Source organism: Pedobacter sp. BAL39, from assembly GCF_000170795.1.
Classification (GTDB): Bacteria; Bacteroidota; Bacteroidia; order Sphingobacteriales; family Sphingobacteriaceae; genus Pedobacter.
The window spans coordinates 44,169-70,304 of the sequence record NZ_ABCM01000023.1; the positions used below are offsets into that span (position 1 = coordinate 44,169).

Consider the following 26,136-nt stretch of genomic DNA (forward strand, 5'->3'; position numbering starts at 1 on the left):
AGGAATAGAACAGAAGACAAATTTAAGGTGTGAAAGCGCAAAGCAAATAAAAAGCTTGCATTTCACAAAAACATTTCAGTAATTAGTGATATCAAAATAATATCATAACAATAACACATATACAAGGTATTAAGATGACTACCAACAGTTAACAGTTTCATAAAACAATAATTTAACCAAAGCAGAACCCAGCTATGTATCAGGAAAAAATCATCACCCCACCTTCAGGTTATATTACCTTCTTTCTATTCCTCCTCCTTCTTGGCGGCGGCATCTTCGCCTGTGCCACACAACAGGTGGCAATTGGTGTCACCGTATTATTAATTGATTTCATACTGGTGCTGCCCGGCCTGATCATCAACAATCCCAATGAAGCTAAAGTGCTCACACTTTTCGGCAAATATGTAGGCACGGTAAAAGCGGATGGCTTTTTCTGGGTAAACCCACTTACAGGAAAGAAAAAGGTTTCCTTAAAAGCCAGGAACCTGAATGGCCATCAGATTAAGGTGAACGACAAGCTGGGGAACCCTATTGAAATTGCAGCTGTAGTGGTATGGCAGATAGAGGAAACTGCAAAGGCAAGCTTTGCAGTAGAAGATTATCTTCAGTATGTTACCATTCAAAGCGAGGCTGCAGTAAGACACCTTGCAAACATTTTTCCTTATGATAATTTTGAGGATGAAGAAGCAACCATCACACTAAAAGACGGTGCAGAAAAGGTAAGTTCCATATTGGAGGCTGAGCTGAGTGAACGTTTGTCGAGGGCTGGCATACTGGTCATCGAGGCCAGGATCTCTCACCTTGCCTATGCGCAGGAGATTGCAAGTGCCATGTTACAGCGTCAGCAGGCTACCGCGGTCATTGCTGCCCGGAAACTGATTGTCGAAGGTGCCGTAGGAATGGTGGAAATGGCACTGGACCGTTTATCAGAGAAAAACATTGTGGAGCTGGATGAGGAGCGAAAAGCGGCAATGGTAAGCAACCTGCTTGTGGTACTGTGCGGCGACCGTAATGTCCAGCCGGTGGTAAACACAGGAACATTATACAATTAGGCGCCACTTTTTCTCAGAAAATTGACAAGCAGCATTAATAAGCTCCACTCATCTGCAGTATGAGTAAGTAGCATTGTAAAAAACAACAGGGCAGCGTATAACACATTAGCAATACACGAGACGGCTACAAACACAATTGCCTGCAGACACCCGACGCATGTCAGATAAAAACAAACATGTCAGATAAAGATAAAAAAGCTTTTGCACTCAGAATCAGTCCGGCACTGCTCAAGGAAATTGAGCAGTGGGCTGCCGATGAATTCAGGAGCACCAATGGCCAGATAGAATACCTGCTGTCGGAAGCCCTGAAATCAAAGAGAAAAAAGAGAGTAAACAAAAATGATACATAGTGAAAATGTTAAATGCGAATTGAGGGCAACCAGCGGATGTCAGTAATTACTTAACTTTGCTGCTAACCAAAACTCAACGACTTAAATGATAGAAGTAGTAATAGTATCCGCTGTAAGAACGCCAATAGGCAGCTTTGGTGGTTCATTATCCGGTTTTTCAGCTGCTCAACTGGGTGGCTATTCGATTAAAGCGGCAGTAGACCGTGCCGGCATCAAACCAGAAGAAGTTCAGGAAGTATATATGGGCAACGTATTGTCTGCTAATCTTGGCCAGGCACCCGCCACACAAGCGGCGAAATTGGCAGGTTTGCCAGACCTGCCTGCAACCACTGTAAACAAAGTGTGTGCTTCAGGCACAAAAGCCATCATGCTTGCTGCGCAAAGCATCGCCTTGGGACATCAGGAAATCGTCATAGCGGGCGGCATGGAGAGCATGAGCAATGTACCCTATTACCTGGACAAAGCGCGGAACGGCTATCGCTTAGGGCATGGGCAGCTAACCGACGGCCTGTTGAAAGATGGCCTCTGGGACGTATACAACGACTACCACATGGGTTCTGCTGCCGAGCTTTGTGCTGCGGACTGTGACATCAGCAGGGAAGATCAGGATGCTTTTGCCATCAACTCCTATAAAAAATCTCAGGCCGCACAGACAGCAGGTAAGTTTGACAATGAAATCGTAGCGATTGAAGTAAAAGACCGTAAGGGGGAAATCAGCAGGATTGACAAGGATGAAGAGCCTTTCGCAGTGAAGTTCGACAAGATTCCCGGCCTGAAACCTGTATTCAAAAAAGAAGGCACCGTTACAGCAGCCAATGCTTCAACATTAAATGATGGCGCCGCAGCGCTCGTATTGATGAGCGCTGAAAAAGCAAAATCACTGGGATTGAAGCCCCTCGCTAAAATCCTTGGTTATGCAGATGCCCAACAGGCACCGGAGTGGTTCACCACTGCCCCTGCAAAGGCGATCCCTCTTGCATTAGAAAAAGCAGGCAAAACACTTGCTGATGTAGATTTTTTCGAAATCAATGAAGCTTTTTCTGTAGTTTCACTGGCCAACAACAAAATACTGAACCTTGACGACACCAAAGTAAACGTAAATGGTGGTGCTGTAGCGATCGGCCATCCACTGGGGGCCTCGGGCGCCAGGATTGTCGTCACCTTACTTTCTGTATTGAACCAGAATGACGGGAAAATAGGCGTGGCAGGTATATGTAATGGTGGTGGTGGTGCAAGTGCGATTGTAATTGAAAAAATATAAACCTATGTCTAAGGTCTTAACACCTTTAATATTATTGATGATGTTGTGCTGTGTAGTTGCTAAAGTGACTGCACAGCATACCTTTCCGAAAGGAAACCTGCTGGAAATGAACAAATATCAGGATTCCCTGGTCCGCATCAGCGACAGCACCTATAACTCGCCATCTAATGAACCCCGCTTTGAGCAAAATGCGGTCTTCATCAAAACCCTCGTCAACGCACTAAAGACCAATGGCTCCTTCAACTACGGTTTTGACTCCCTGAAAAAGATTTCCATCCTGAAATCACCGGACAATCTTCTCAAAATATTCTCCTGGCACCTGCCGGTAGACGACGGCAGCTACCGCTTCTTCGGTGCCATACAACTTGCCACAAAAGATGGAAAGCTCAAATTATTTCCTTTGATCGACGAAACTGAGCAGCTGACAGACCCGAATCAGGTGACGGACAACAAAAACTGGTTTGGTGCCCGCTATTATGAGATCATCCCTGTAAACGGTAATGGCAGTACGTACTATGCCTTGATTGGCTGGAAAGGCAACAATCAGAAGACGACCAAAAAGGTCATCGAAATCCTTTCTTTTGTGAAAGACGCCCCTGTATTCGGGAAAAATGTCTTCGATCAGAAAACACCAAAAGGAAGAAACAGGATGATCTATGAATACAATAAGCTCAACACCATGACCTTGAAGGTGGATAAACAGGTAAATATGATCATACTTGACCACCTGGCACCGTTTACGCCGGATATGGAAGGCAACTTTGAATATTATGCGTCAGACCTTTCTTTTGATGGCTACCGGATTGCAGGTGGCAGACTGAGGCTGGTGGAAGATGTCGAACTTAAGAATGATCCAAACGATGCTGATGAACTGTACATAGATCCTAAAGACAAAAATATAAGCCCGATAAAGAAGCTTTAAACAGCACTGGCAATGCTTTAATCAACTTTAAAAAATTTGTGAGTTTCGCTGCATGTGCCTATCTTGCGCGGTGGTTAACTCAGGGGCATTCCATTTTAAACCATCAAACAAGAACTAACTGAACTTTTCTTATAAATTATTACACAAAAAAACTAACACATGAATGCACAAAATTTGGAGTCTCCAAATAACTTTTTTGAAAGTAAGGTATTAGGACATCCGGCAGGACTGTTCGTCCTGTTCTTTACCGAAATGTGGGAGCGGTTCTCTTATTACGGTATGAGGGCCCTGCTGGTTCTCTTCCTGACCTCCTCACTAATTGGTGAAAATGCCGGCTGGGGATGGCCACGTGAGCATGCGCTTGCCATCTACGGTTCTTACACTGGTCTGGCGTACCTCACTCCTATTCTCGGTGGTTATATTGCCGACAGGATTATCGGATACCGCTGGGCAGTAATTGTTGGTGCATTCCTGATGACATTGGGACACTTGTCCATGGCCATAGAAATCGACCATGCTTTCATGTACCTCGGACTTGGTCTTCTGGTTATTGGTAACGGTTTCTTCAAACCAAACATGACCTCCATCGTAGCTCAGATGTATAAAGAACATCCTGAAAAGAAAGACGGTGCATATACCATCTTCTATATGGGTGTAAACGCTGGTGCGTTTCTGGGAATGTTGTTGTGCGGATACATCGGTGAGAGCCCGGAATGGGGATGGGCTTATGGCTTTGGACTTGCCGGAATTTTCATGTTCTTCGGTATGCTCCAGTTTTATTTCACACAGAACATCTTTGGTTCTATCGGACTGAAACCTGTAGCGGACAAACAGGAAGCTACGGAACATCCTGATGAAGCGACACGCAACCCATTCTCGAAGTTTGACCTGGTGATCATCGCCCTCATTTCTGTAATCGGCCTGTCCTGGATCATCAATGACCCGGTTTCGAAAATCACCAGCCTGAATCTTTTTAGCTTCCAGGTAGGAAGTATGGACGGCAGCAGCTTCATGATTTCTGTAGCCCTGATTTTGTTTATTTTCATTCTGATCAAAAGGATTTCTCAGTATACACCGGTACTGCGTGACAAAATGATTGCCGTCATCGTACTTGCTTTCATTACGATTTTCTTCTGGGCTTCATTTGAGCAGGCTGGCGGTTCGATGACCATCTTCGCCAAAGATTACACCCAACGTGTACTTACAGGCGACTCAAAGGTCATCTTTAATATTGTCAATACCTTGATTACGGTGATCCCTCTTGCGATCATCTCCTATGTACTCTTCAAACTTTTCAGCAAAACTTTCGCAAAGTATGCTTTGGGGAACTTGATTCTTGCAGGCAGCTTTGTGATCATCTGGGGCATTGTAATTTATATGCTGAGCAACCAGTACAGCGAGGTTAAATCTGAAGTTCCTGCCACCTGGTTTGGGATCTTAAACTCCCTGTTTATCATCAGCTGTGCACCTATTGTTTCCAAGTTATGGGAAAGTAAATACAATCCCGTGGCTACGCTCAAAAACGGGTTTGGGATGATCCTGCTCGGTATTGGATTTGCAGCATTGGCTTATGGAGCGAGCTCTATCCCACAAGGAGCCACCGTAGCGCAGGTAAGTATGGTATGGTTGGTGCTGGCCTACTTTTTCCACACCATGGGTGAGCTGTTCATCTCCCCTGTCGGGCTTTCATATGTGAGCAAGCTGGTTCCAGGACGGATGATCGCCATCATGTTTGGCATCTGGTACCTGGCAATTGCCATCGGAAACAAGATTGCCGGTACCATGGGTGGTATGATTGATGAAATTACCGCCAAATACTCGATGTCTACCTTCTTCCTGATCTTCACCCTGATTCCTGTGGGACTAGGCGTGTTCATCATCCTGCTGACACCGATTATGAAAAAATTAATGCACGGTGTAAAATAGAAAACACAACAGAAAGCCTTTGGATAAACCCAAAGGCTTTTTTGATGAGCAATATTTGAACAAAACCTAACAGAACGATAATAAGATATGCCAGAGAATCTTAGCCTTGAACAAATTCAGAATTTTAAAGGCAAATACCCAAAACAACTATGGTACCTGTTTTTCTCAGAAATGTGGGAGCGTTTCTGCTTCTACGGAATGCGGGGAATGCTCACCTACTTTATGGTGACGCAACTGATGATGAAAGATGATGTTGCCAACCTGCAATATGGGGCTACACAAGCTTTTGTTTATGCGTTCACCTTTATTGGGGGATTGTTTGCCGATAAGATACTCGGTTTCCGAAAGTCGTTGTTCTGGGGTGGCTTGCTGATGATTGTGGGAAGTGCCATACTTTCTTACGATCCTCATCAGTTTTTCTTTCTTGGCATCAGCTTCACCGTAGTAGGTACGGGATTTTTTAAACCAAACATTTCCACAATGGTGGGTTCATTGTATAAATCCGGTGATGAAAGACGCGATGCAGGGTTTTCCTTGTTCTACGCAGGGATCAACATTGGTGCTTTACTGGGCGGATATGCGTGTATTGCCATCGGTAAGGAATATTCCTGGCACCTGGCCTTCGGTCTGGCGGGGATCGTGATGACGATCAGTCTGATCACTTTCGTTTTCACCAAGCGTACGCTGGGGCCCATAGGGCTGGCGCCAGGTGAACATGAAACATTGGAAGAGGTTACCGTAGATGGTATCGGAAACAATCCTGACACAACACCTGCGACCATCGTACGGAAGTCGGCAAACAAAAAATGGTACGACTATGCCGTTTATGCAGGATCTTTGGCCGTCATTCCGGTCATCATGATCATGGTCGCCAAAACGGAGTATACCGACAAGTTCATGTACATCATTGGTCCCGCAACCTTGTTGTACCTGTTTTATGAGATGACAAAATACAGCTGGGCAGAGAGAAAGAAACTGCTTGCTGCATTGGTATTTATTCTATTCTCTATCATCTTCTGGGGTATCTTTGAACAAAGCGGTGGTTCACTAAGCCTCTTTGCTGCGAGAAACCTGAACAATACCTTGTTGGGAAGCATCGTGGTGGACCCTAACGGTGTGAATAACGCGGCAAACTCCCTTTTTGTAATCATCTTTGCTTTCCTTTTTGGAATCATCTGGCTGGCAATGGCAAAAAAGAAAATAGAGCCGAATACTTTGATTAAGTTCGGAATGGGCTTTTTGTTCCTGGCCCTGGCTTATTACATCTTCTATGCAACCAGATTTTTCGCAGACGCAAATGGGGTGACTTCGCTTGATGTCTTCACTGTTGCTTATCTGTTTGTGACCTTCGGGGAGTTGTGTCTATCGCCAATTGGCCTTTCCATCATGACCAAACTATCTCCCGTGAAATTGCAAGGTGTAATGATGGGCATGTGGTTCCTTGCCAGCGCTTATGGACAGTATGCTGCTGGTATTATAGGCGCCAGTATGTCTGGCACCAACAGTGAATCAGAAAGCCTGGTAGACAAGCTGATCACTTATACTGACGGTTACAAAACGCTGGCCATCTATTCGTTGGTTGCAGGTGTGGTGCTGATCCTGATCAGTCCATTTGTAAGAAAACTAATGCAGGAGGTCAAATAGAAAGCTTTTAACAAATTTTAACCCTCAGTATATTCGATATGCTGAGGGTTTTTCGTTTAGAATCCATAATTTCGCTGAATAATCAAATTTACGTGTCAGACAGTTTAATCATCATCCCCACCTACAACGAAAAGGAAAACATTGAAAAGATCATCAGGAAAGTCTTTTCCTTACCCTATTTTTTTGAAGTACTCATCATTGATGATGGTTCACCGGATGGCACTGCCGACATTGTGAAACGTTTACAAACGGAATTCCCCGCACTTCACCTGGAACAGCGTACCGGTAAACTCGGACTGGGCACGGCCTACATCCATGGATTTAAATGGGCTTTGGCAAAAGAAGAATACGAATACATTTTTGAGATGGACGCCGATTTCTCCCACAATCCAGATGACCTGACGCGTCTTCGGGATGCCTGTGTAAAAGGCGCCGACGTAGCCATTGGTTCACGTTATGTCAATGGTGTCAATGTGGTCAACTGGCCGATGAGCAGGGTGCTGATGTCCTATTTTGCTTCAATGTATGTCCGCCTGATTACGCGCATCAATATCCAGGATGCCACTGCCGGGTTTAAATGTTACCGCAGGCGTGTACTGGCAAAAATCCCTTTGGACAAGATTAAATTTGTAGGTTATGCCTTTCAGATAGAAATGAAGTTTACCGCCATAAAATATGGCTTCAAAGTCCAGGAAGTACCGATCATTTTTACTGACCGTACCGAGGGCAGTTCGAAGATGAGTACCCGTATCTTCAGAGAAGCTTTCATTGGCGTGATCCAGATGAAAGTGTGGAGCTGGTTCAGAAATTATAAATAACAGCTAGAAAAGGTATTATTAGCTACTTTTCGGCGGTTTTCCATCCCTGATCATCGTTCCAAAATCCCAGTCCCTGGACATCGCTTCGATGATTTTCACTATTCTCTTTGTACGGGTAGGCTCCGTTTTCGCAGAATTCAGCCAGGTGATGTAATAGTTTTGGTGCGACTTAGCCTGACTCAGAAAACGGTCAAGCAATACAGGCTCATCGGCAAGACAGAGTTCCAGGTCTTCAGGCATCTCAATCTTAAAAGTCGTATCCTCTTCCAAAGAAACCTGCAATACCCCACCCTCCTGCTTGCGCAGCTCTTTACGTAAAGAAGCCTTTAAGGCGATGATAAAGTTCCCCTCTCCCATGGGCACCATCGACAGCCCGGCAATCGGCACCTGATCCAAATACCCTTTAATGCGGTAGCTTTTTTTACATCCTGCTTTAATCTGTTCCGCTATTGCCGCCGGCACAGCAATATAAGTCCATCCGGTCTTCTCTCCCATTTTTTCAAACCGCTCTATTTCTGCTTTAAATGTGATCATAATGATTTGATTGTTTGTCAATCTGTATCCTTAAATTAAAACTTTTCTTCCACACCGAGGCCAAAGAGTGCAAAATCATATTTAACCGGATCCAGGGGATCAAAGCGACGAAGTTCCTCAGTAAGCTCCACTGCTGTCCTCCAGTCGGTCTGCTTGCGGCTGATCAGGGAAAGCCTTCGTGCCACACGGTCAACGTGTACATCACATGGGCAAATCAAGTCGGCAGGGGTCAGTTTGTGCCACAAACCAAAGTCGACGCCCCGGTCGTCACTACGCACCATCCAGCGAAGAAACATATTCAGCCTTTTACAGGTCGACTTTTGCAAAGGCGATGAGATGTGTTTGATGGTCCTTCGTGGAAAGTCGGGCAGACTGAAGAAATAAGACCTGAAATAGTTCAGCGCCTCTTCCCCGACTGGAATGCTGCGTGCTTCTTCTATGGTATTTTGTTTTTTTCCAGCTTTGTTGACCTTGCCAATACCTTTCCCTTCCGATCCTTCAACGTGGCTGGCCAGTCTCTCAGTGAACATCGGATCAGGAAAGAGAAAGGCCGTTTCCAGGCTGTCAGATTGCTGGTAGTGATGATTGAAGAAAGATACGAAGTAGAGCAAGTCCGTATCATTAAACGTGCGGTGTTTGAAGCCCAATAGTCGTTTCAGGTCATCATCACCATGGTTTAACATGAAATCGTAGGGCTGATTGTCCATGCGGTCAAATAGCTCGCTGCATTTATTGATAATGGTTTTACGTTGTCCCCATGCTAAAATTGCCGCAAAGAATGCGGCAATTTCAACATCTTGTTTCTTTGTGAAACGATGGGGAATACAAATGGGGTCGTTCTGAATGAAGTTGGGTCTGTTGTACTGATCCACTTTCAGATCCAGAAAATCTTTGAGCTCCAGGAATTCCAAATTAATTATTTTAAAGCTTGTTCTAAATCCGCAATCAGGTCGTCTATGTCTTCTACACCCACACTCAGACGGAGCAGGTTATCGGTTACACCAACTTTTTCACGTTCTTCTTTGGGAATAGATCCATGTGTCATACTGGTTGGGTGATTGATGAGTGACTCTACACCCCCTAAAGATTCCGCAAGGGTAAACACCTTGAAAGAGGAAGCGATACGGAAAGTCTCCTGCAGATCGGCGCCTTTGAGCGTGATGGAGACCATTCCTCCGAAACCACGCATCTGTTTTTTAGCAATATCATGGTTAGGGTGATCTTCAAAACCAGGCCAGTAGATCTTATCAATCCGGGGGTGGTTTTTCAGGAAATGAGCGACCTTCTCTCCGTTTTCACAATGCGCCTTCATTCTGAGGTGAAGGGTTTTGATCCCCCGTAATACGAGAAAGGCATCCTGAGGTCCTGGAGTAGCACCGCAGGCATTGTAGATGAACCAAAGGTCTTTATACAACTGATCGTCATTTACCAACAACGCACCCATCACCACATCAGAGTGACCACCGATGTATTTGGTCACAGAGTGCATGACGATATCTGCGCCCAGGTCCATTGGATTCTGCAGGTATGGCGAAGCAAAGGTATTGTCGACCGTCAGCAGCAGCTTACGTTCCTTAGTGATCTTCGCGACTCCCTCGATGTCAATGACCTGCATCGTTGGGTTGGTCGGTGTTTCAATCCATACCAGTTTCGTTTTATCATTGATGTAAGGAAGCACATTTTCAGGCTTCGAGAGGTCAATGAAATGAAATTTGATGCCGTACTTCGCATAGATCTTAGTGAAGATGCGGTAAGATCCTCCATAGAGGTCATTACCGGTAATCACTTCATCGCCAGGTTGCAGCAACTTCATCACCGCATCCGTAGCACCCATCCCGCTGGAAAAAGCCAGACCATATTTGGCATTCTCCAATGCCGCCAGGCAATCTTCGAGTGCTTTACGCGTAGGGTTAGTACCCCTGGAGTATTCAAATCCCTTGTTATCACCGGGAGACTTTTGCCAGTAAGTGGAAGTCTGGTATATTGGCGTCATTACCGCTCCTGTTGTAGGATCAGGCTCCTGACCGGCATGTATGGCTTTAGTTGCGAATTTCATATCGTTATTGAGTTAAATGAAGGATTAGTAAGCTCTGGCAAACAACACACGTTGTTTTGAAGGCTTACCAGAATAGATACAAACACCATCCTCCAGTTTATTGTTTAAAGGCACACACCTGATGGTCGCCTTTGTTTCTTCTTTGATCTTCTGTTCAGTTTCCGGTGTGCCATCCCAATGTGCCGAGATAAATCCAGCCTTTGAATCCAGCAATTCTTTCAGTTCGTCATAAGAGTTGGCTTCAGTGATGTGTTCATCCCGGAAGTTCAACGCCTTGTTAAAGATATTCTGCTGAATCTCTTCGAGCAACTGAGCAATATGGATCTCAAGACCATCCTGAATGACGGTTTGTTTCTCACGGGTATCACGACGGGCAAGTTCCACGGTGCCATTCTCCATGTCGCGGCCACCGATAGCCAGACGAATTGGCACGCCTTTCAGTTCATATTCAGCAAACTTGAACCCTGGACGTTGCGTATCACGGTCGTCATATTTCACAGAAATACCCAGGCGTTTCAGCTTCGGCATCAGCTCATCAACAAATGAAGAGATCTTTTTCAATTCTTCATCGCCTTTGTAAATCGGCACGATGACCACCTGGATCGGCGCCAGTTTCGGTGGCAATACCAGTCCGGCATCATCACTGTGGGCCATGATCAATGCACCCATCAAACGGGTGGATACACCCCATGAAGTAGCCCATACGTGTTCAATTTTACCTTCTTTATTGGTGAATTTTACATCAAATGCTTTGGCGAAGTTCTGACCCAGGAAGTGAGAAGTACCTGCCTGCAGGGCTTTACCATCCTGCATCAGCGCCTCAATACAATAGGTATCCAAGGCACCGGCGAAACGCTCATTAGGGGTTTTCAGACCTCTTACCACCGGCAGAGCCAGCCAGTTTTCTGCAAAATCGGCATACACGTTCAGCATTCTTTCTGTTTCCTCGATGGCCTCTTCAGCGGTAGAGTGCGCAGTATGCCCCTCCTGCCAAAGAAATTCTGTGGTACGCAGGAATAAACGGGTACGCATTTCCCAGCGCACCACGTTGGCCCATTGGTTGATGAGCAAGGGAAGGTCCCTGTAGGATTGGATCCATCCTTTGTAGGTATTCCAGATGATGGTTTCTGAAGTCGGTCTGACGATCAGCTCCTCTTCAAGTTTAGCAGTTTCATCGACAATGATGTTGCCATTTCCATCATTTTTAAGGCGGTAGTGTGTCACTACGGCACATTCTGTGGCGAAACCCTCCACGTGGGAAGCTTCCTTAGAAAAATATGACTTAGGAATGAATAACGGAAAATAAGCATTACTGTGGCCTGTATCTTTGAATTTCTGGTCCAAAACTGCCTGTATTTTCTCCCATATGGAATATCCATAAGGTTTAATCACCATACATCCTTTCACAGAGGAGTGCTCTGCCAGATCAGCCTTTATAACAATGTCGTTATACCACTGGGAATAATCTTCGTTTTTACTTGTAATGCCTTTGCTCATAACTATATGGAACGTTTTTTGTGTAACTTTGCTTGTAACGTAGGTTACAAATTTATAAATTTATACCTACAAAAAAATTGTGCAACACACAAACAACACATATAGTCATGAAACCCAAATATTTATTCACCAGTATGCTGGCTTTGGCAACGATAGTTGTTACTTCCTGCTCTGCGCCCCGCATTGCGCAGCAAAGTAATAGTGCGGATGATGTTTACGGTTCGACTGCTCAAGCGAAGGAATATACTCCTCTTGCTCCGGTACAGCAACAAGCATATCAGGATACTTACGACGAGAATGACGATTACTATGGAACAAGTGATCCATACTATGACATGGACTATTCGTCACGTATCAACAGGTTCTATAATGGCAGCTCATGGAGATCGTACTATGATCCGTATTTTGACAACGGTTTTTATGGTTACAACGGATTTGGTTATAATGGATTTTCGTTAGGATTAGGCTTCGGTTCGATCTGGAACTCTCCATACTACGGATGGGGAAGCTTCTATTCTCCTTTCAGTAACCTTTACAGTCCGTGGGGATGGGGATACAACAATTTCTACGGCGGAGGCTTTTACGGAGGTGGATTCTATGGAGGCGGTTATTATGGCGGAGGTTACTATGGTGGCGGAACCTATACTGGCAGGACTACAAATGTCCCTCGTCCATCCATGGGTCGTGAAAACACACCACGAAGCAATTTTGGTATTGGTGGTAGTAACGGCGTCAGAGGATCTAGAGGTTCTTCGACACGCACGGACGCAAATGGAAACGTAGTCACCAGAAGAACACGAGCCGAAATATATAATACTGACGGCAACGGAACCCGTCCTGCAAATGGGCAGTCCACACGTGGTACCAGGCCAACAGGAGAAGCTTCGAGACCTGCACCACAGAACAGGCCAACCAGGGAAAGCTACAGACCTGAACCCCAAAGCAGACCTACCTATTCACCTCCACCTTCGTCACGCGGCGAAAGCGGCGGCGGTAGATCTTCGTCAGGCTCAGGCTCTTCAGGCAGATCATCCAGAGGCGGTAGAGGCTAAAAACATCATTTTCCGGAGTATAGTTAGGTACTCCGGAAAATCCATCATTCTCGACTTATTATAACACACATGAAAAAACTATTATTATCTGTAGTTGCTACAGTAGCAACTATCGGAACATCATATGCACAATATGTCCCAGACGCCGCAAGGTTCTCACAAAATGATTACGGAAGCTCTGCAAGATTTAAAGGAATGGGCGGCGCGCAGATCGGTGTGGGCGGCGATATGAGTTCTTTAAGTGCCAACCCTGCCGGTTTAGGCCTTTTCACAAAGTCTGAATTCAGCTTTACTCCTGAATTCAATATGATGAAAGGAAAAGCGAACTACCTTGGCGAAACGACCAATTCTGACAGAAATAGCTTGAACATCAACAACCTTGGGGTTGTATTTTATAACCCTACTTACAAGGTAAAAGGTCAGGATACCAAAACAGGTGTACTTAGTACAGTTTTTGGTATCGGTTATAGCCGCCATAGCGACTATAGGGCGACATTCAAATATCAGGGACAGAATACCAGAAACTCCATAGTTGATCATTATGTTCAACTGGCTAATGATAATCCTAATGCCTTACCTGATGGTTATCCTGAAACAATGGCATTTGATGGACTGCTATATGACTATAATGAAGCCAATGATGTCTATACCTCTGCTGTAACAGGACCAAACTTACAATCAAAAAGAGAAGTAAGAGCGGGATCCACTTCTGAAGTAAACCTGGCCGGCGCCCTGAACATCTCCAATCAATTTTATGTAGGTGCCAGCCTGAATTTTGTAAACTCCAGATATGACAATGTCTCTGAGTTTACTGAAAGCGGAACTACGATAGATACAGGTAGCCCTGGTTACAGCCTTTCATTAAGACAAAATCAGGAGACACGCGGAAATGGCGTGAACGCACGGATTGGTATGATCTTCAGACCGGTAAGCAACTTCAGAGTCGGTGCAACCTTAGAGACTCCCACCTGGATGCTGGTAGAGGACAATACCTCAATCGTTCTGGATTCAAGAATCGAGAGTGGTCCTACTGCCGGAACAACCATGCCTGACCCGGGATACTTCCCTTTCTCCTATCGCTTGAGAACTCCATTAAAGGGATCTTTCGGTGCCAGTTACGTGATTGGAAACAGAGCATTGCTCTCCGCCGACATCGACTATATCGATTATTCAACCATGCATTTTTCAATTGACCAAAATGGTGATGAGAGCATCATCAATTCCCAAAATAATGAAATCAGAAACACTTATAAAGAAGCGGTAAACTATAGGTTTGGTGGTGAATTTAAGGTAGATGATTTTGTAAGCCTGAGAGCTGGTTATGGTTTCAAGGGTAGTCCTGTAGATGGTGCCAGTAAATTTGAGACCAACTACTACACTGGCGGTATCGGCTACCGGGTAAAAAACTACTTTGTTGATGCTGCATTCCAAAGGGTACAAACCAACACTGAACTTGCTCCTTACGTTTTGGATGGACCAAATGGTGAGCTTTTAGAGCCCGTAGCAGACATCAAAACTTCAAGAAACAATGTATTCCTGACATTTGGCGTTAGGTTCTAACTACCAAGATAAAAGACATGAAAAATCCCGCACCGTGCATCTTGCCTGTTGCGGGATTTTTTTATTTCATAGAATGATCAGAATATCAAAAACTGATCAGCAGAATACCTTTGATTGGCAATTAGATGATACCATGCAATGACCCACCGGCCGTAGCCATCAGGTCCACACGCCGCTCTACCTCTTCATCTTTAATCAGTTCTGGTGCGTGATGTGGCTTTTTACGCGCGTCAATGATTACCGGTCCTTTGCATCCCCAATGTTTGTTTTCATGATAAGCACCAATGCCGTCAATATCTGAAGCTGGATTGCTCCTTGTAAAGGTTACCCATACCAGGTTATTGATATTCGCCGCAGTAAATGCACTGTCATCACAGATCACCAGCAGAGCAACACCTGATAAGTCAAAATCCTGTAAATGCTCATTTAATGCCAAAATCTCTTGTTTTGCCTGTACATGATTTATATAAGCCGGCGCTTTAACCGCCACTACACCTGGAATAGCGACATACGGCTGTTCAAAAACTGGTGGGAGCGAAAATCCCTGAGGAAGCACTGCTGATAACGTTCTTTTTTGACTTCCCGCAGCTGCAAACACCACCTTTGATCCACTGTTCAATCCGTCGCCACTATAATCCAGCGTATCTATTGTGGTGTGGGTATGAAAATGAAGGTCTTTCTTGAAGTCCATCCTGGAAAGTACATGCTGCATAAATGCCGATAAATCATGTGTATCCAGTTGTTCATCATCCTCCCGGGCGGCAATGAAAAGATACTTCGCCAGACTAAGCTGGTTTTTACCCAGGATGTGGTTGGCAATTGTCAGAATTTCCTGAGGTCTGCGTTCCTTTAAATATGGCGTATAACGTTCACTACCAATCGCAAAAAGCAATGGGTGCACCCCTGCTGCATCTACTGCATTGACTTCTTTCAATCCATGGATCTCCTGCGGCAATGCAGATCCCGAGATTTCATGGATCAACGCCCCAAAACTCGTGTCTTCCTGTGGAGGGCGGCCTACTACGGTAAATGACCAGATCGCATCATTGCGGTGGTAAACATTGTGCACCTTCATCAGCGGAAAAGGATGGGTAAGGCTGTAATATCCCAGGTGGTCACCAAAAGGTCCCTCGGGTTTATTCTCCTGCGGATAGACGGTGCCGGTAATGATAAAATCTGCATCCGCAGAGATACAAAAGCCTTCCTCATCATAGAAATAACGGAAGCGCCTGTTTCCCAATGCACCCGCGAAGGTCATTTCCGACAAACCTTCGGGCAATGGCATGACCGCAGCTAAAGGATGAGATGGAGGCCCTCCAACAAATATGCTGACCTTTAAAGGCTGACCTTTAGCATTGGCCTTGGATTGATGTACACCTATGCCACGGTGGATCTGATAATGCAGTCCTATTTCCTTATCCTGTATGTAGTCGTTTCCCGCAAGCTGTATCCTGTACATCCCAAGGTTTGCATTCATAATCCCTGGTTTATCTATATCCTCCGTGTATACCTGTGGCATTGTAATAAAAGGCCCTCCATCCATGGGCCAATTGACAATCTGTGGCAAGGCACTTATGGTCGTTTTACTGAAGGCCGACTGGAAACGCTGCTTCATCGGCAGGGCGGTCAATGCCGTTAAGCCAATCCCAGGAAGTTTCAGTGGGTTTTTAAGGACCTTCATGGGATCCGAGCGCAAGCCAACGAGCTGCTCGACCTTATGCAGGCTATCCCGAAACATAAATTTAGAACGCTCCAGCGTACCAAATAAGTTGGAAACCGCAGGAAACTTAGAGCCTTTGACATTTTCAAACAATAACGCAGGCCCCTGCTTTTCATATACACGTAAATGAATGGCAGCCATCTCCAGGTAGGGATCAACTTCTTCCTTTATCCGGATCAGGTGTCCGTGTTTTTCTAGATCGGCGACGCATTCTGCTAAACTCTGATATCCCATAGTAAGCCAAAGATATCAACAAATCAGCTTGTACAAATGATCTTAAACAGAAAAAACCATGCTTTGGGCATGGCTTTTCTAATTTAGGGATGGCAAATGCCTATTTCTTGCCTGCAAACGAGCGCAGCATCCAGGTGTTCTTTTCTTTGAACTGCATGAACCTGTTGACCATATCATTTGATCCGTCATCACCAGCATCTGCAGTGGCTTCGAGCAACTCGCGTTCCAGCTGGATCAAGTGTGCCATGTCATCCAGAATGGCATCCACCATATCCAAATCTTTTAGTCCGATGGTGTCAATTTCCTTGATTCCAGACTCTTTGATGTAATCTGCAAAACGGCTGTGCGGCGGTTTACCGAGGGTAAGTACACGTTCAGCAATCTCGTCGATGGTGAGCTGGGCATTGGTATATAACTCTTCAAATTTGACATGTAATGTGAAAAAATTCTGCCCTTTGATGTTCCAGTGACAGCCTCTTAATTTCTGATAATGTATATGATAATTAGCCAGATAGTCGTTCAACAAGTCTACAACTGGCTTTACTTCTTTCTCATTTAAACTGATTTCTTTTGCGTCCATGATATAAAATTATTTATTTTTGTTCTTTAATATAGGGATGAATATACAACAATTGCTACTATCTAATGTTTGAAAATTGTTATATAATCAGATATAATACGGCATTGGATTCAGCGTTAGATATTCACTATCCCCGCTTTCTTTTATTATTCGTATCATTGCTAAAATTAACTTATAAGATCATTTAATGTATAAATATTATGTAGTATCGCTGTTTGCAGTTTTAGGTAGTCTGACTGCCCATGCAAGTAGCAATACCAGAGACTCTATTGGTGTAGAGAATTACAATGGTAAAAAGCTAATTGTACACCAGGTTGTAGCCAAAGACACCTATTACTCCATTGGCCGCAGATACAGTGTCTTACCTAAAGATATCATCACCTTTAATGACAACAAGTTTCTCCAGATCGGTGTCATCATTAAGGTCCCTACCAATATTCCATTTGACAAATCAGCAGGCAGTAACAGTACAACTGCAGGAAAGAACCCTGTAGGAAACACGACCACCACTCCTGCCGGCGGCGTAACGGAAACTACTGAAACTACCGTTACCGAAGATGGCATTACACTGGTAGAACATGCGGTGCAACGGAAGGAAAACCTCAATTTGCTTGCTGAACGTTATGGCACTACAGTAAATGAGATAAAAAGGATAAATAACCTGAGGACAATCAACCTTCAGATTGGGCAGCTGTTAAAAATACCGACAAAAAACCCTGCAACTGAAACTGAGACTCCTGTCGAAGAAAAGCCAAAGGAACAAGTGGTGACTGCACCTAAACCTACGGAGCAACCTAAAGCACCTATCGTTCCCATTGTAGATGAGAAAGAAAAGAGAAAAGAAAAGGTTGTGCCGGCGGTAAAAGAACAAGAGGAAGAATTTATTGAGCACACAGTGGCCTCTAATGAGACCATGTATTCAATTGCTACAAAATATAAATTGACGATGGAGCAGTTGAAGGCAAAGAACAACCTGACTGATAATTCGCTTCGCGTAGGTCAGCATCTGCTCATCAAAGGAACTTATCCGCGGCCATCAGAAAGACACCTTCCTACCCAGGACAATGATGCCGATACGCTTTCCTCTATCAAAGATCCTTCTTTAAGGTTTCCCGCCAGCAGGTATGGGCTGAACCAGATTGATGAAAAGGGAACTGCAGTATGGATTGACAACCAAGATCTTGATCCATCGAAAATGTTGGTTTTACACCGCAATGCACCAATTGGTACGGTGATGAAAATTACCAACCCAATGACCAACAGATCCACCTTCGCCAAAGTCGTAGGGAAGTTTACCGAAAATGAATCCACCAAAGATGTGATCATCGTAATGACGAAAGCTGTTGCCGATGCACTTGGTGCCATCGATAAAAGATTTTTTTGCAATTTAACATACGGCGGACAGGATAATGACCAATAAACCTTTCATTATAGGTATTGCCGGAGGCAGCGGCTCCGGGAAGACTTTTTTCTTAAACTGCTTTCTTCATCATTTTAAACACGATGAAGTGACACTGGTCTCGCAGGATGATTATTACATCCCTGCGGGAGACATGACCCAGGAAGAAAACAAACTTTATAACTTTGACCTTCCTTCTACGATTGATGACGGTCAGTTTCTCCATGACATCAAACAGCTGGTCAAGGGAGATGTTGTTTATAAAAAGGAATATAACTTCAACAACCCGCTTGCGGTGGTGAAGATCCTGGAAATCAAACCTGCCCCAATCATTATTGTTGAAGGGCTTTTTATCCTCCATTTTAAGGAGATCGCCCAGACACTGGACCACCGCATTTTTGTGGAGGCAGACGAGGAAATCGCACTTCAGCGCCGCATAAAGCGTGATGGAATGGAAAGGGGTTATCCGGAAGAAGATGTCAGGTACAAATGGGAAAACCACGTCGTGCCGGCGTATAAAGAGTTCCTCCTTCCCTACAAGAACGAATGCAATAAGCTGGTGATCAACAACTCGAATATGCCTGATGACATCATCAGGATTACTGAAGAGATCTCAGAAGAACTGAAAGCAAAATATTTCAGGAGAACTGAAGAATAAGCAAAGGGGCTTTAATGCCCCTTTTTTGTAAATATCATTTGCGAATGATTAACCAAATGCCATTTCGGGCACGTCATCATCAGCATATAACTTTCCTGCTGTTGCCTGTCTGATGTAATCTACACTCACTCCTGGTGCACGCTCGATCAACTTAAATCCTCCTTCCGGCAGAACATCCAATACAGCAAGCTCAGTAACGATCTTTTTGATGCATTTGACACCTGTTAACGGTAAGGTACAGCTTGGCAGTAATTTACTTTCACCAGCTTTATTGACATGCTGCATGGCCACGATGATGTTCTTTGCGGAAGCAACAAGGTCCATCGCTCCGCCCATCCCCTTCACCATCTTTCCGGGAATCTTCCAGTTGGCAATGTCACCATATTCTGAAACTTCCATAGCACCAAGGATGGTAAGGTCGATTTTCTGGCTTCTGATCATGCCAAAGCTGAGTGCCGAATCGAAGATCGACGAGCCTGGCAATGTGGTGATGGTCTGTTTACCGGCATTGATGAGGTCCGCATCTTCTTCCCCTTCGAAAGGAAATGGCCCCATACCCAACAAGCCGTTTTCTGACTGTAGTACCACGTTGATGCCCTCAGGTATGTAGTTGGCCACCAGGGTAGGGATACCTATCCCAAGGTTCACATAATATCCGTCTTTGATTTCTTTTGCGATACGTTTCGCAATTCCATTTTTATCCAACATGCTTAGGATGATTAATTTCTTGTTCTGACTGTTCGCTGTTCAATTCTTTTTTCATATCCTTTGCCCTGGAAAATACGGTGTACAAATACACCTGGCGTATGGATATGATCGGGATCAAGGCTTCCTGCCTCCACCAGTTCCTCGACTTCGGCAATCGTTACCTTACCTGCCATAGCCATCACAGGGTTAAAGTTCCTACTCGTAGACCTGAAGATCAGGTTTCCTGCGGTATCCCCCTTCCAGGCTTTCACAAGGGCAAAGTCTGCCTCAAAAGCATACTCCATCAGGTAATCCTTGCCATTAAAGTTCCTGACTTCTTTACCCTCAGCAACTTCAGTTCCCACTCCTGCAGGAGTGAAGATTGCAGGCATACCATATCCCGCAGCCATGCAGCGCGTAGCCAGCGTACCCTGAGGAATCAGTTCCACCTCAAGCTCACCGCTCAGTAGCTGCCGCTCGAATTCTGCATTTTCACCTACATAAGAAGAAATCATTTTTTTTACCTGACGCTGTTGCAGCATCAGGCCTATCCCGAAGTCGTCCACACCTGCATTGTTGGAGATGCAGGTCAGTCCGCTAACGCCCTTTTTTACCAGTGCATTGATGCAGTTCTCGGGGATTCCGCAAAGCCCGAATCCGCCCAGCATCAACGTTTGCCCGTTCTCGATGTCGCTGATGGCTTCTTCAGGACCCGAAACTACTTTGTTGATCATATAAATGGTTTTGCCACTAAATTATAGTATAAATTGTGTTTGAACAATTTATTTGGCTATTTCAATGATTTTATCATCGTTACCATTACTGCTGGATATATACACCTTACCATCAGGAGATTGCGTAATGGCACGAAGACGACCAAAGTCGCCGTCCAGGAAATCTTTGCTTGCTGTGATCTCAGTACCTGCTTCATTTAACTTCAATTGCACCAGACGGGTCCCCTTGAGTGTCATGAGCAGTAAGGAGTTTTTCCACTGCGGGATGTAGTCAGAATTATAATAGGAAATACTGGCCGTAGCAATGGTCGGCGTCCAGGCTTTCAGTGGCTCTGCAACATCATTGGCAGCGCAGAAGGTCTGCTCAGCAGGTTCATTGCAAAAGCCTTTCACGTTAGGCCATCCATAATTTTTTCCTTTTGTGATCAGGTTGATCTCATCGTCGCTATCCGGACCATGTTCAGAAGCATAAATACGGTCGCCCACCTGTATCAGTCCCTGTGCGTTGCGATGTCCAAAGCTCCACATCGGATTGCCGGCAACGGGATTATCTGCAGGAATCGATCCATCAAGATTGATGCGCAGGATTTTTCCGGAGAGGGAGTTTTTATTCTGTGCATTTTCAGCTACGTTGGCATCCCCGGTGCTGATCAACAGTTTCTGATCAGAGGTGATGAGTAATCTTGAGCCATTGTGAATGTTCGCCGCCGGGATCTGCTGGAGGAGGATCTGCGGATTGCTCAGTGCATTGTTTGCATAAGAAAAGCGTACCACCTTCTCCCTGTAGTTGCCGCTGCTGTTATAATTATACACTACATATACATAAGGATTTGCTGTGAAATTGGGATGTAAGGCCATGCCCAGCAGCCCCCCTTCTCCATTGGAGACCACGTCTGAAACAGTATGGAGTAAGGTCACCGCCCCAGTCTGTGGGTTTACCCTACTGATCTTTCCTGATCGCTCTGTGATCCAAAGCAATCCATCCGGGCCATAGATCATTTCCCAGGGATTTGATAATCCCGAAGCCACCACCCGGGTTTTGATGTCGACGTCAGGAAGAGTTTCTTCACCATTATCGGACTTGTTCTTCTTACAGGCCGTGCAGCAAATCAGCAGCACTAAAGCGCTTATCATCAAGTGTTTCATAGGACATTGCTTTTGATATACAACAGCAATGTCCTCAATATGTTTAGCAATTACACAACCGGCTGATACCTGATACAAAACCAAATGAAATCAACACGGAACTAACTGAAATCAACACAAAACCAATTGGCTGTCAACGCACTGAAACCTAAAAACATCAATTAAAGTACACGTAAGTGATCCCATCCCCACCCCTGTCGGCATGTTCATCTTCCACACGGTTGACCTGGCTATATTTCCTAAGGTATTCCCGGATCAGTTTCCTGAGGATACCATCACCTTTACCATGGATGATTTTGATAAAAGGGAAACCCAGCATGATCGACTTATCAAGATACTTCTCTACTTCGTGAAGGGCATTATCGCCACGCATACCACGCAGGTCAAGTTCTGCGGTAAAGTTCCCGATGGCCTCCGAGATGCTGCCGGTATAAGAATTGGCCTGTATGGCTTTTTTAGCCTGTTTATTGCTGATCTTGAATACCCTGTTTTTCTTAAGTACCGAGCGCAGGTCCCCAAGGGCAATAACAAGGTTATCCCTGTTGATTTCCAGCACCTGCCCTGTAGTCTCACTGTCGCGCAGCTGAACCCAGTCCCCCACCTCGATAGGCGTGTTCAGGGGTACCGACTGTTCCGGCTTAGGCTCCTCCTTCACATGGTTCTGTACCATCACCTTCTGCAGGTTTTGTCTCAGTTGCTTGGTTACCGTTTTGTCGGCCTGCTTCTCTTTAATCTCAGCAATGGTATTTTCTACCAGCTTGTTTGCATTTTTGATGATGGCCTGTGCCTCCAGCTTCGCCTCTTTGATGAGCACTTTTTTGTTCTCATCAAGAAACAACTTCAGCTTCTCGTTTTCAGCAACCAGGTTTTTCACCTTATTCTGCTGTGTAGAGAGGTGCAGTTTGGTATCGTAAATCTGCTTTTTCTCCCTTTCAAGATCCACCAGCAGGCTGTCGATGCGGTTCTGGTTTGTGCCTGTTTTAGCCCTTGCGAGCTCCAGCACCTCCTTTTGCAGTCCGATGTTCTGCGCAATTTCAAAAGCATACGAACTGCCCGGCTTACCTACTTCCAGCACATACAGCGGTTTCATGCGGTCATTGTCGAACAGCATGGATGCATTTTCCAGGCCCGGGGTATTTCCGGCAAACAGCTTTAAATTGGAATAGTGCGTGGTAATCACGCCACGAACCTTTTTGTTGTTCAGCACTTCAAGCACCGCTTCAGCCATCGGCCCTCCAAACTGAGGATCCGTACCCGTACCAAACTCATCGATCAGCACGAGGGTTTTGGGACTGGCATGCGCCACGAAGTAGCGCATTTTGGTCAGGTGTGCGCTGTAAGTACTTAAATCACTTTCAATAGACTGGTCATCACCAATGTCCGCAAAAATATTCTCATAGATCCCTACCTCACTGGACTCATGAACAGGAATCAGCAGCCCTGATTGCAACATGAGCTGTAAAAGGCCAACAGTCTTCATGCATACTGACTTTCCTCCTGCATTTGGGCCGGACACCAGTACAATACGCAGGTCTTCCTTAATTTCTACATTGAGTGGCACTACAGTTTTACGGTCTTCTTTGAAAGACAGGTACAGTAGTGGATGCCTGGCATTGATCAATCTGGCCACGGGTCCCTTCACCAATACGGGCATATCCGCTTCGATGTCTATGGCGAACAAAGCTTTCGCCCGCACAAAGTCGAGTTTAGTCAGGAAGCCATGATAGGACAGCAGCAGTGGCGTATAAGGCCTCAGGTCCGTGGTAAGCGCAATCAGGATCTTGATGATCTCCCGGCGTTTGTCAAATTCAAGGTCCCTGAGTTTGTTGTTCATGGTGAACACTTCCTCAGGTTCCAGATATACTGTCTGACCACTTGCCGACTCATCATGGATAAAGCCCTTTAGCTTCCTTTTGTTTTCAGCAAGGATAGGGATACACATCCTCCCATCACGGATGGTAAGGCTGCCATCAGCAACCCAATTGTTGCTTACCGCCTGTTTATAAATGGAGTCCATCCGCTTGCGGACATCCTGTTCTGTCTTTGCAATATCGCCAATGATGGTCTGCAGGGCCGTTGAGGCATTGGGCTTGATCTTTCCTTTTGGATCCAGCACCGTCTCAATGCGTTTTAGGATATTCTTCTCTACCGGAAGGTGTTCCAGAAGAGCCTCCAGGTTCGGATATACTTCTTTACGTTCTTCAAAAAAACGGAGCACGGAAAATACCGTCTGCAAGGAGGCATACATCTGGTGCAGCTCCTCCTCCACGAGGTACGTTCCTTCTACCTTGATCTTATCGGCTAAAGTTTTAATGTCAAAAAAGGTACTGATCTGCAGGGGTTCCTGATTTTCAAGAATGCTCTTGAACTCATGTGTCTGCCTCAGAAATTTATTAATCTGGTCATACTTGGTCATGACCTGCATTTTACTAACCATCTGCTGGCCCATAGGGCTCAGGCAGTGCTGATGAATAAGTTGTCTGATCTCATTAAATCCCAAACGCTCTAAACAATTCTCCGGATATAACATACTTATTTATTGGGCAATTTATAATTCATTTTAAACTGGACATAGTCGATGGTCTTCGTGGCCGTGTCACGGAGCAACATCTTTACCTGTGCTTCAGGACCGGCTCTTTTCAGGGAATCCCGCTGCATCTTTAATTTACTTTCTGCCATCATCTTCACCGACGACAGGGAGTCGGCCTTGGAAATCAGATCTTTCTGATGCCCGAGGTTAACCACTACCCTAGTGTATATTTCGTCCATTACCTTAGGGTTCCTGTTGTAATAGTTCATGCTTTTCACATATTTTGCAGAATCTATTCCGTACTTTTTGAAGATTCCATTGTAATAAGCACTGGCAATCTTTTTTGCCGAATCTGGCGTAGGAATGTTCCCAATGATGCCGTCAGCAACATGAATATCAATCAGTACGCTGCTCATTTCTGATGCTGGAATGATGTCTCCGGGAACTCCAGGCTTACATCCGCTGAGGGATAAAATCAGGAGGGCTATATATAAAAAGTTTCTCATTATGGTCAAAACATCATTATTTCTTAGTCAAAGTTCGCTAAGGTTCTTAATTTTACCAAAAATACTGATAAATGAGTATAGCAGATAACTTATTAAAATATAAAAGTGAGCTGGATAGTGAGCAGGTACAACTAATTGCGGTTTCTAAATTCAATGAAGCCGAAGCAGTTTTGGAAGCATATGAAGCCGGACAAAGGGTGTTTGGAGAAAATATTGTACAGGAACTTGTTGACAAACAGGCTCAGCTACCAAAGGACATTGAATGGCACCTGATCGGACACCTGCAAACGAACAAAGTCAAATACATTGCCCCATTCATCAGCCTGATCCAATCGGTAGACAGCCTTAAACTACTGATAGAGATTGATAAACAGGCAGCAAAGCATAAAAGAGTAATCGACTGCCTGCTGCAGATTTATATTGCTGATGAAGATACCAAATTTGGTCTGGGCTTTGACGAAGCCGTTGAGCTCCTGCGTTCCGAAGAGTTTGCAGTACTTAAAAATGTACGCATTGTCGGCCTGATGGGAATTGCAAGCAACAACGCATCAGAAAAGCAGACCAACGACGAGTTTACCGAGCTTAAAGTGCTTTTTGATGGCATCAAACTCAGCTTCTTCAGAAAAGATGACGCTTTCAAAGAGTTGTCTATGGGCATGTCCGGTGATTATAAAATTGCCATCGAAGCGGGAAGTACCATGGTGCGCATTGGCAGCAGTATTTTTGGAAAGCGTAAAATCAAACATTGGAAAGCCGAATAATGGAAATATCAATGAGAACGGCACGCCAGGAAGACTGTGGGCGGCTGATGGAGCTGATCCATGAACTTGCGCTTTACGAGAAAGCACCGGAAGAAGTCACCGTGACACTGGAAGAGTTTGTAGATGCAGGTTTTGGTCTAAAGCCGGTATGGAAAGCTTTTGTTGCAGAATGTGATGGTCAAATTGCTGGATTTGCCTTGTTCTATACCCGCTATTCTACCTGGAAAGGACGCAGGTTATACCTCGAAGATTTCATCGTAACAGATGCACAACGCGGCAAGGGCATAGGAAAAATATTGTTTGACCGTGTGGTACAGGAAGCACGCGAAGGCAATTACTCCGGTATGGTATGGCAGGTGCTCGACTGGAATACTCCGGCGATCAACTTCTACAATAAATACAATGCCGGTGTGGAAGCCGGATGGCTCAATGCTTCCCTGTCTGCGGCGCAGCTGGACAAAATTGAAAATTAGAATAAAGGCACAGCCTTTGTTCTGGTCATGAGTAAA

Annotated in this window: 24 protein-coding genes; 13 read left to right on the forward strand and 11 right to left on the reverse strand. The window is 45.0% G+C overall.

What is annotated here, in order from left to right; genetic code table 11:
- Window positions 1-194 precede the first annotated feature (194 nt).
- The 7 genes from PBAL39_RS21645 (at window position 195) to PBAL39_RS21670 (ending at window position 7,973) form a co-directional block, all read left to right on the forward strand.
- Window positions 195-1,052 carry an SPFH domain-containing protein gene (locus PBAL39_RS21645; RefSeq protein WP_008245659.1) on the forward strand — a complete coding sequence of 286 codons (858 nt, stop codon included), beginning with the start codon at window positions 195-197 and terminating at the stop codon, window positions 1,050-1,052.
- Window positions 1,053-1,228: 176 nt separating this feature from the next.
- Window positions 1,229-1,402 (forward strand): hypothetical protein, encoded by a 174-nt coding sequence (locus tag PBAL39_RS25125; RefSeq protein WP_008245660.1) that lies wholly within the window; start codon window positions 1,229-1,231, stop codon window positions 1,400-1,402.
- An 85-nt stretch (window positions 1,403-1,487) separates the two neighbouring features.
- Window positions 1,488-2,663: an acetyl-CoA C-acyltransferase gene (locus PBAL39_RS21650; RefSeq protein WP_008245663.1), complete on the forward strand. Its 1,176-nt coding sequence runs from the start codon at window positions 1,488-1,490 to the stop codon at window positions 2,661-2,663.
- Window positions 2,664-2,667: 4 nt separating this feature from the next.
- Complete coding sequence (locus PBAL39_RS21655) at window positions 2,668-3,585, forward strand: hypothetical protein (RefSeq protein ID WP_157274167.1); 918 nt, start codon at window positions 2,668-2,670, stop codon at window positions 3,583-3,585.
- A 159-nt stretch (window positions 3,586-3,744) separates the two neighbouring features.
- Entirely contained in the window at window positions 3,745-5,511 is a 1,767-nt protein-coding gene (locus tag PBAL39_RS21660; RefSeq protein WP_008245668.1) for a peptide MFS transporter, read from the forward strand.
- Window positions 5,512-5,598: 87 nt separating this feature from the next.
- The gene (locus tag PBAL39_RS21665) at window positions 5,599-7,155 is read left to right on the forward strand and encodes a peptide MFS transporter (protein ID WP_008245670.1); all 1,557 of its coding nucleotides are present in this window, start codon (window positions 5,599-5,601) and stop codon (window positions 7,153-7,155) included.
- Between the two features lie 92 nt (window positions 7,156-7,247).
- On the forward strand, window positions 7,248-7,973 hold the full coding sequence (locus PBAL39_RS21670) for a polyprenol monophosphomannose synthase (protein ID WP_039867421.1): 726 nt from the start codon (window positions 7,248-7,250) through the stop codon (window positions 7,971-7,973).
- A gap of 18 nt (window positions 7,974-7,991) precedes the next feature.
- Here the strand turns inward: PBAL39_RS21670 and PBAL39_RS21675 are convergent, their stop codons facing one another.
- The 4 genes from PBAL39_RS21675 to proS are packed head-to-tail and all read right to left on the reverse strand — an operon-like array spanning window position 7,992 to window position 12,060.
- Window positions 7,992-8,507: a YdeI/OmpD-associated family protein gene (locus tag PBAL39_RS21675; RefSeq protein ID WP_008245673.1), complete on the reverse strand. Its 516-nt coding sequence runs from the start codon at window positions 8,505-8,507 to the stop codon at window positions 7,992-7,994.
- Between the two features lie 35 nt (window positions 8,508-8,542).
- On the reverse strand, window positions 8,543-9,418 hold the full coding sequence (locus PBAL39_RS21680; RefSeq protein WP_008245675.1) for a TIGR02757 family protein: 876 nt from the start codon (window positions 9,416-9,418) through the stop codon (window positions 8,543-8,545).
- A 5-nt stretch (window positions 9,419-9,423) separates the two neighbouring features.
- Window positions 9,424-10,563, reverse strand: a complete 1,140-nt coding sequence (locus tag PBAL39_RS21685; RefSeq protein WP_008245676.1) for a cystathionine gamma-synthase — start codon at window positions 10,561-10,563, stop codon at window positions 9,424-9,426.
- A gap of 24 nt (window positions 10,564-10,587) precedes the next feature.
- A complete protein-coding gene (proS, locus tag PBAL39_RS21690) occupies window positions 10,588-12,060 on the reverse strand; it encodes a proline--tRNA ligase (RefSeq protein WP_008245679.1) in 1,473 nt (490 codons plus the stop codon).
- 107 nt (window positions 12,061-12,167) lie between these two features.
- On the opposite strand from proS, the gene PBAL39_RS21695 reads away from it, so the two are divergent.
- Together PBAL39_RS21695 and PBAL39_RS21700 are read left to right on the forward strand one after the other, a co-directional pair.
- A complete protein-coding gene (locus tag PBAL39_RS21695; RefSeq protein WP_008245681.1) occupies window positions 12,168-13,112 on the forward strand; it encodes a hypothetical protein in 945 nt (314 codons plus the stop codon).
- A gap of 69 nt (window positions 13,113-13,181) precedes the next feature.
- The gene (locus PBAL39_RS21700; RefSeq protein ID WP_008245683.1) at window positions 13,182-14,672 is read left to right on the forward strand and encodes an OmpP1/FadL family transporter; all 1,491 of its coding nucleotides are present in this window, start codon (window positions 13,182-13,184) and stop codon (window positions 14,670-14,672) included.
- A gap of 121 nt (window positions 14,673-14,793) precedes the next feature.
- Here the strand turns inward: PBAL39_RS21700 and PBAL39_RS21705 are convergent, their stop codons facing one another.
- Together PBAL39_RS21705 and PBAL39_RS21710 are read right to left on the reverse strand one after the other, a co-directional pair.
- Window positions 14,794-16,626, reverse strand: a complete 1,833-nt coding sequence (locus PBAL39_RS21705) for a UbiD family decarboxylase (RefSeq protein ID WP_008245685.1) — start codon at window positions 16,624-16,626, stop codon at window positions 14,794-14,796.
- Window positions 16,627-16,726: 100 nt separating this feature from the next.
- The gene (locus PBAL39_RS21710; protein ID WP_008245687.1) at window positions 16,727-17,206 is read right to left on the reverse strand and encodes a Dps family protein; all 480 of its coding nucleotides are present in this window, start codon (window positions 17,204-17,206) and stop codon (window positions 16,727-16,729) included.
- 187 nt (window positions 17,207-17,393) lie between these two features.
- Here PBAL39_RS21710 and PBAL39_RS21715 point away from each other — a divergent pair, with 187 nt between their 5' ends.
- A complete protein-coding gene (locus PBAL39_RS21715; RefSeq protein WP_008245689.1) occupies window positions 17,394-18,626 on the forward strand; it encodes a LysM peptidoglycan-binding domain-containing protein in 1,233 nt (410 codons plus the stop codon).
- Entirely contained in the window at window positions 18,616-19,263 is a 648-nt protein-coding gene (locus PBAL39_RS21720; RefSeq protein WP_008245691.1) for a uridine kinase, read from the forward strand. Before PBAL39_RS21715 ends, PBAL39_RS21720 begins: the two co-directional genes overlap by 11 nt.
- 48 nt (window positions 19,264-19,311) lie before the next feature.
- Here PBAL39_RS21720 and PBAL39_RS21725 read toward each other — a convergent pair whose 3' ends face one another.
- The 5 genes from PBAL39_RS21725 to PBAL39_RS21745 form a co-directional block, all read right to left on the reverse strand.
- Entirely contained in the window at window positions 19,312-19,971 is a 660-nt protein-coding gene (locus PBAL39_RS21725) for a CoA transferase subunit B (protein WP_008245693.1), read from the reverse strand.
- 11 nt (window positions 19,972-19,982) lie between these two features.
- Entirely contained in the window at window positions 19,983-20,684 is a 702-nt protein-coding gene (locus tag PBAL39_RS21730; protein WP_008245695.1) for a CoA transferase subunit A, read from the reverse strand.
- Between the two features lie 48 nt (window positions 20,685-20,732).
- On the reverse strand, window positions 20,733-21,830 hold the full coding sequence (locus PBAL39_RS21735) for a sorbosone dehydrogenase family protein (protein WP_008245696.1): 1,098 nt from the start codon (window positions 21,828-21,830) through the stop codon (window positions 20,733-20,735).
- A gap of 157 nt (window positions 21,831-21,987) precedes the next feature.
- Window positions 21,988-24,360 (reverse strand): endonuclease MutS2, encoded by a 2,373-nt coding sequence (locus PBAL39_RS21740; protein ID WP_039867404.1) that lies wholly within the window; start codon window positions 24,358-24,360, stop codon window positions 21,988-21,990.
- A 2-nt stretch (window positions 24,361-24,362) separates the two neighbouring features.
- Window positions 24,363-24,866, reverse strand: a complete 504-nt coding sequence (locus PBAL39_RS21745) for a DUF4296 domain-containing protein (protein WP_008245699.1) — start codon at window positions 24,864-24,866, stop codon at window positions 24,363-24,365.
- A gap of 71 nt (window positions 24,867-24,937) precedes the next feature.
- Between PBAL39_RS21745 and PBAL39_RS21750 the strand changes: the two genes are divergently transcribed.
- Both PBAL39_RS21750 and PBAL39_RS21755 read left to right on the forward strand, forming a co-directional pair.
- Window positions 24,938-25,627, forward strand: a complete 690-nt coding sequence (locus PBAL39_RS21750; RefSeq protein ID WP_008245700.1) for a YggS family pyridoxal phosphate-dependent enzyme — start codon at window positions 24,938-24,940, stop codon at window positions 25,625-25,627.
- On the forward strand, window positions 25,627-26,100 hold the full coding sequence (locus PBAL39_RS21755; RefSeq protein ID WP_008245701.1) for a GNAT family N-acetyltransferase: 474 nt from the start codon (window positions 25,627-25,629) through the stop codon (window positions 26,098-26,100). Before PBAL39_RS21750 ends, PBAL39_RS21755 begins: the two co-directional genes overlap by 1 nt.
- Window positions 26,101-26,136: the final 36 nt, after the last annotated feature.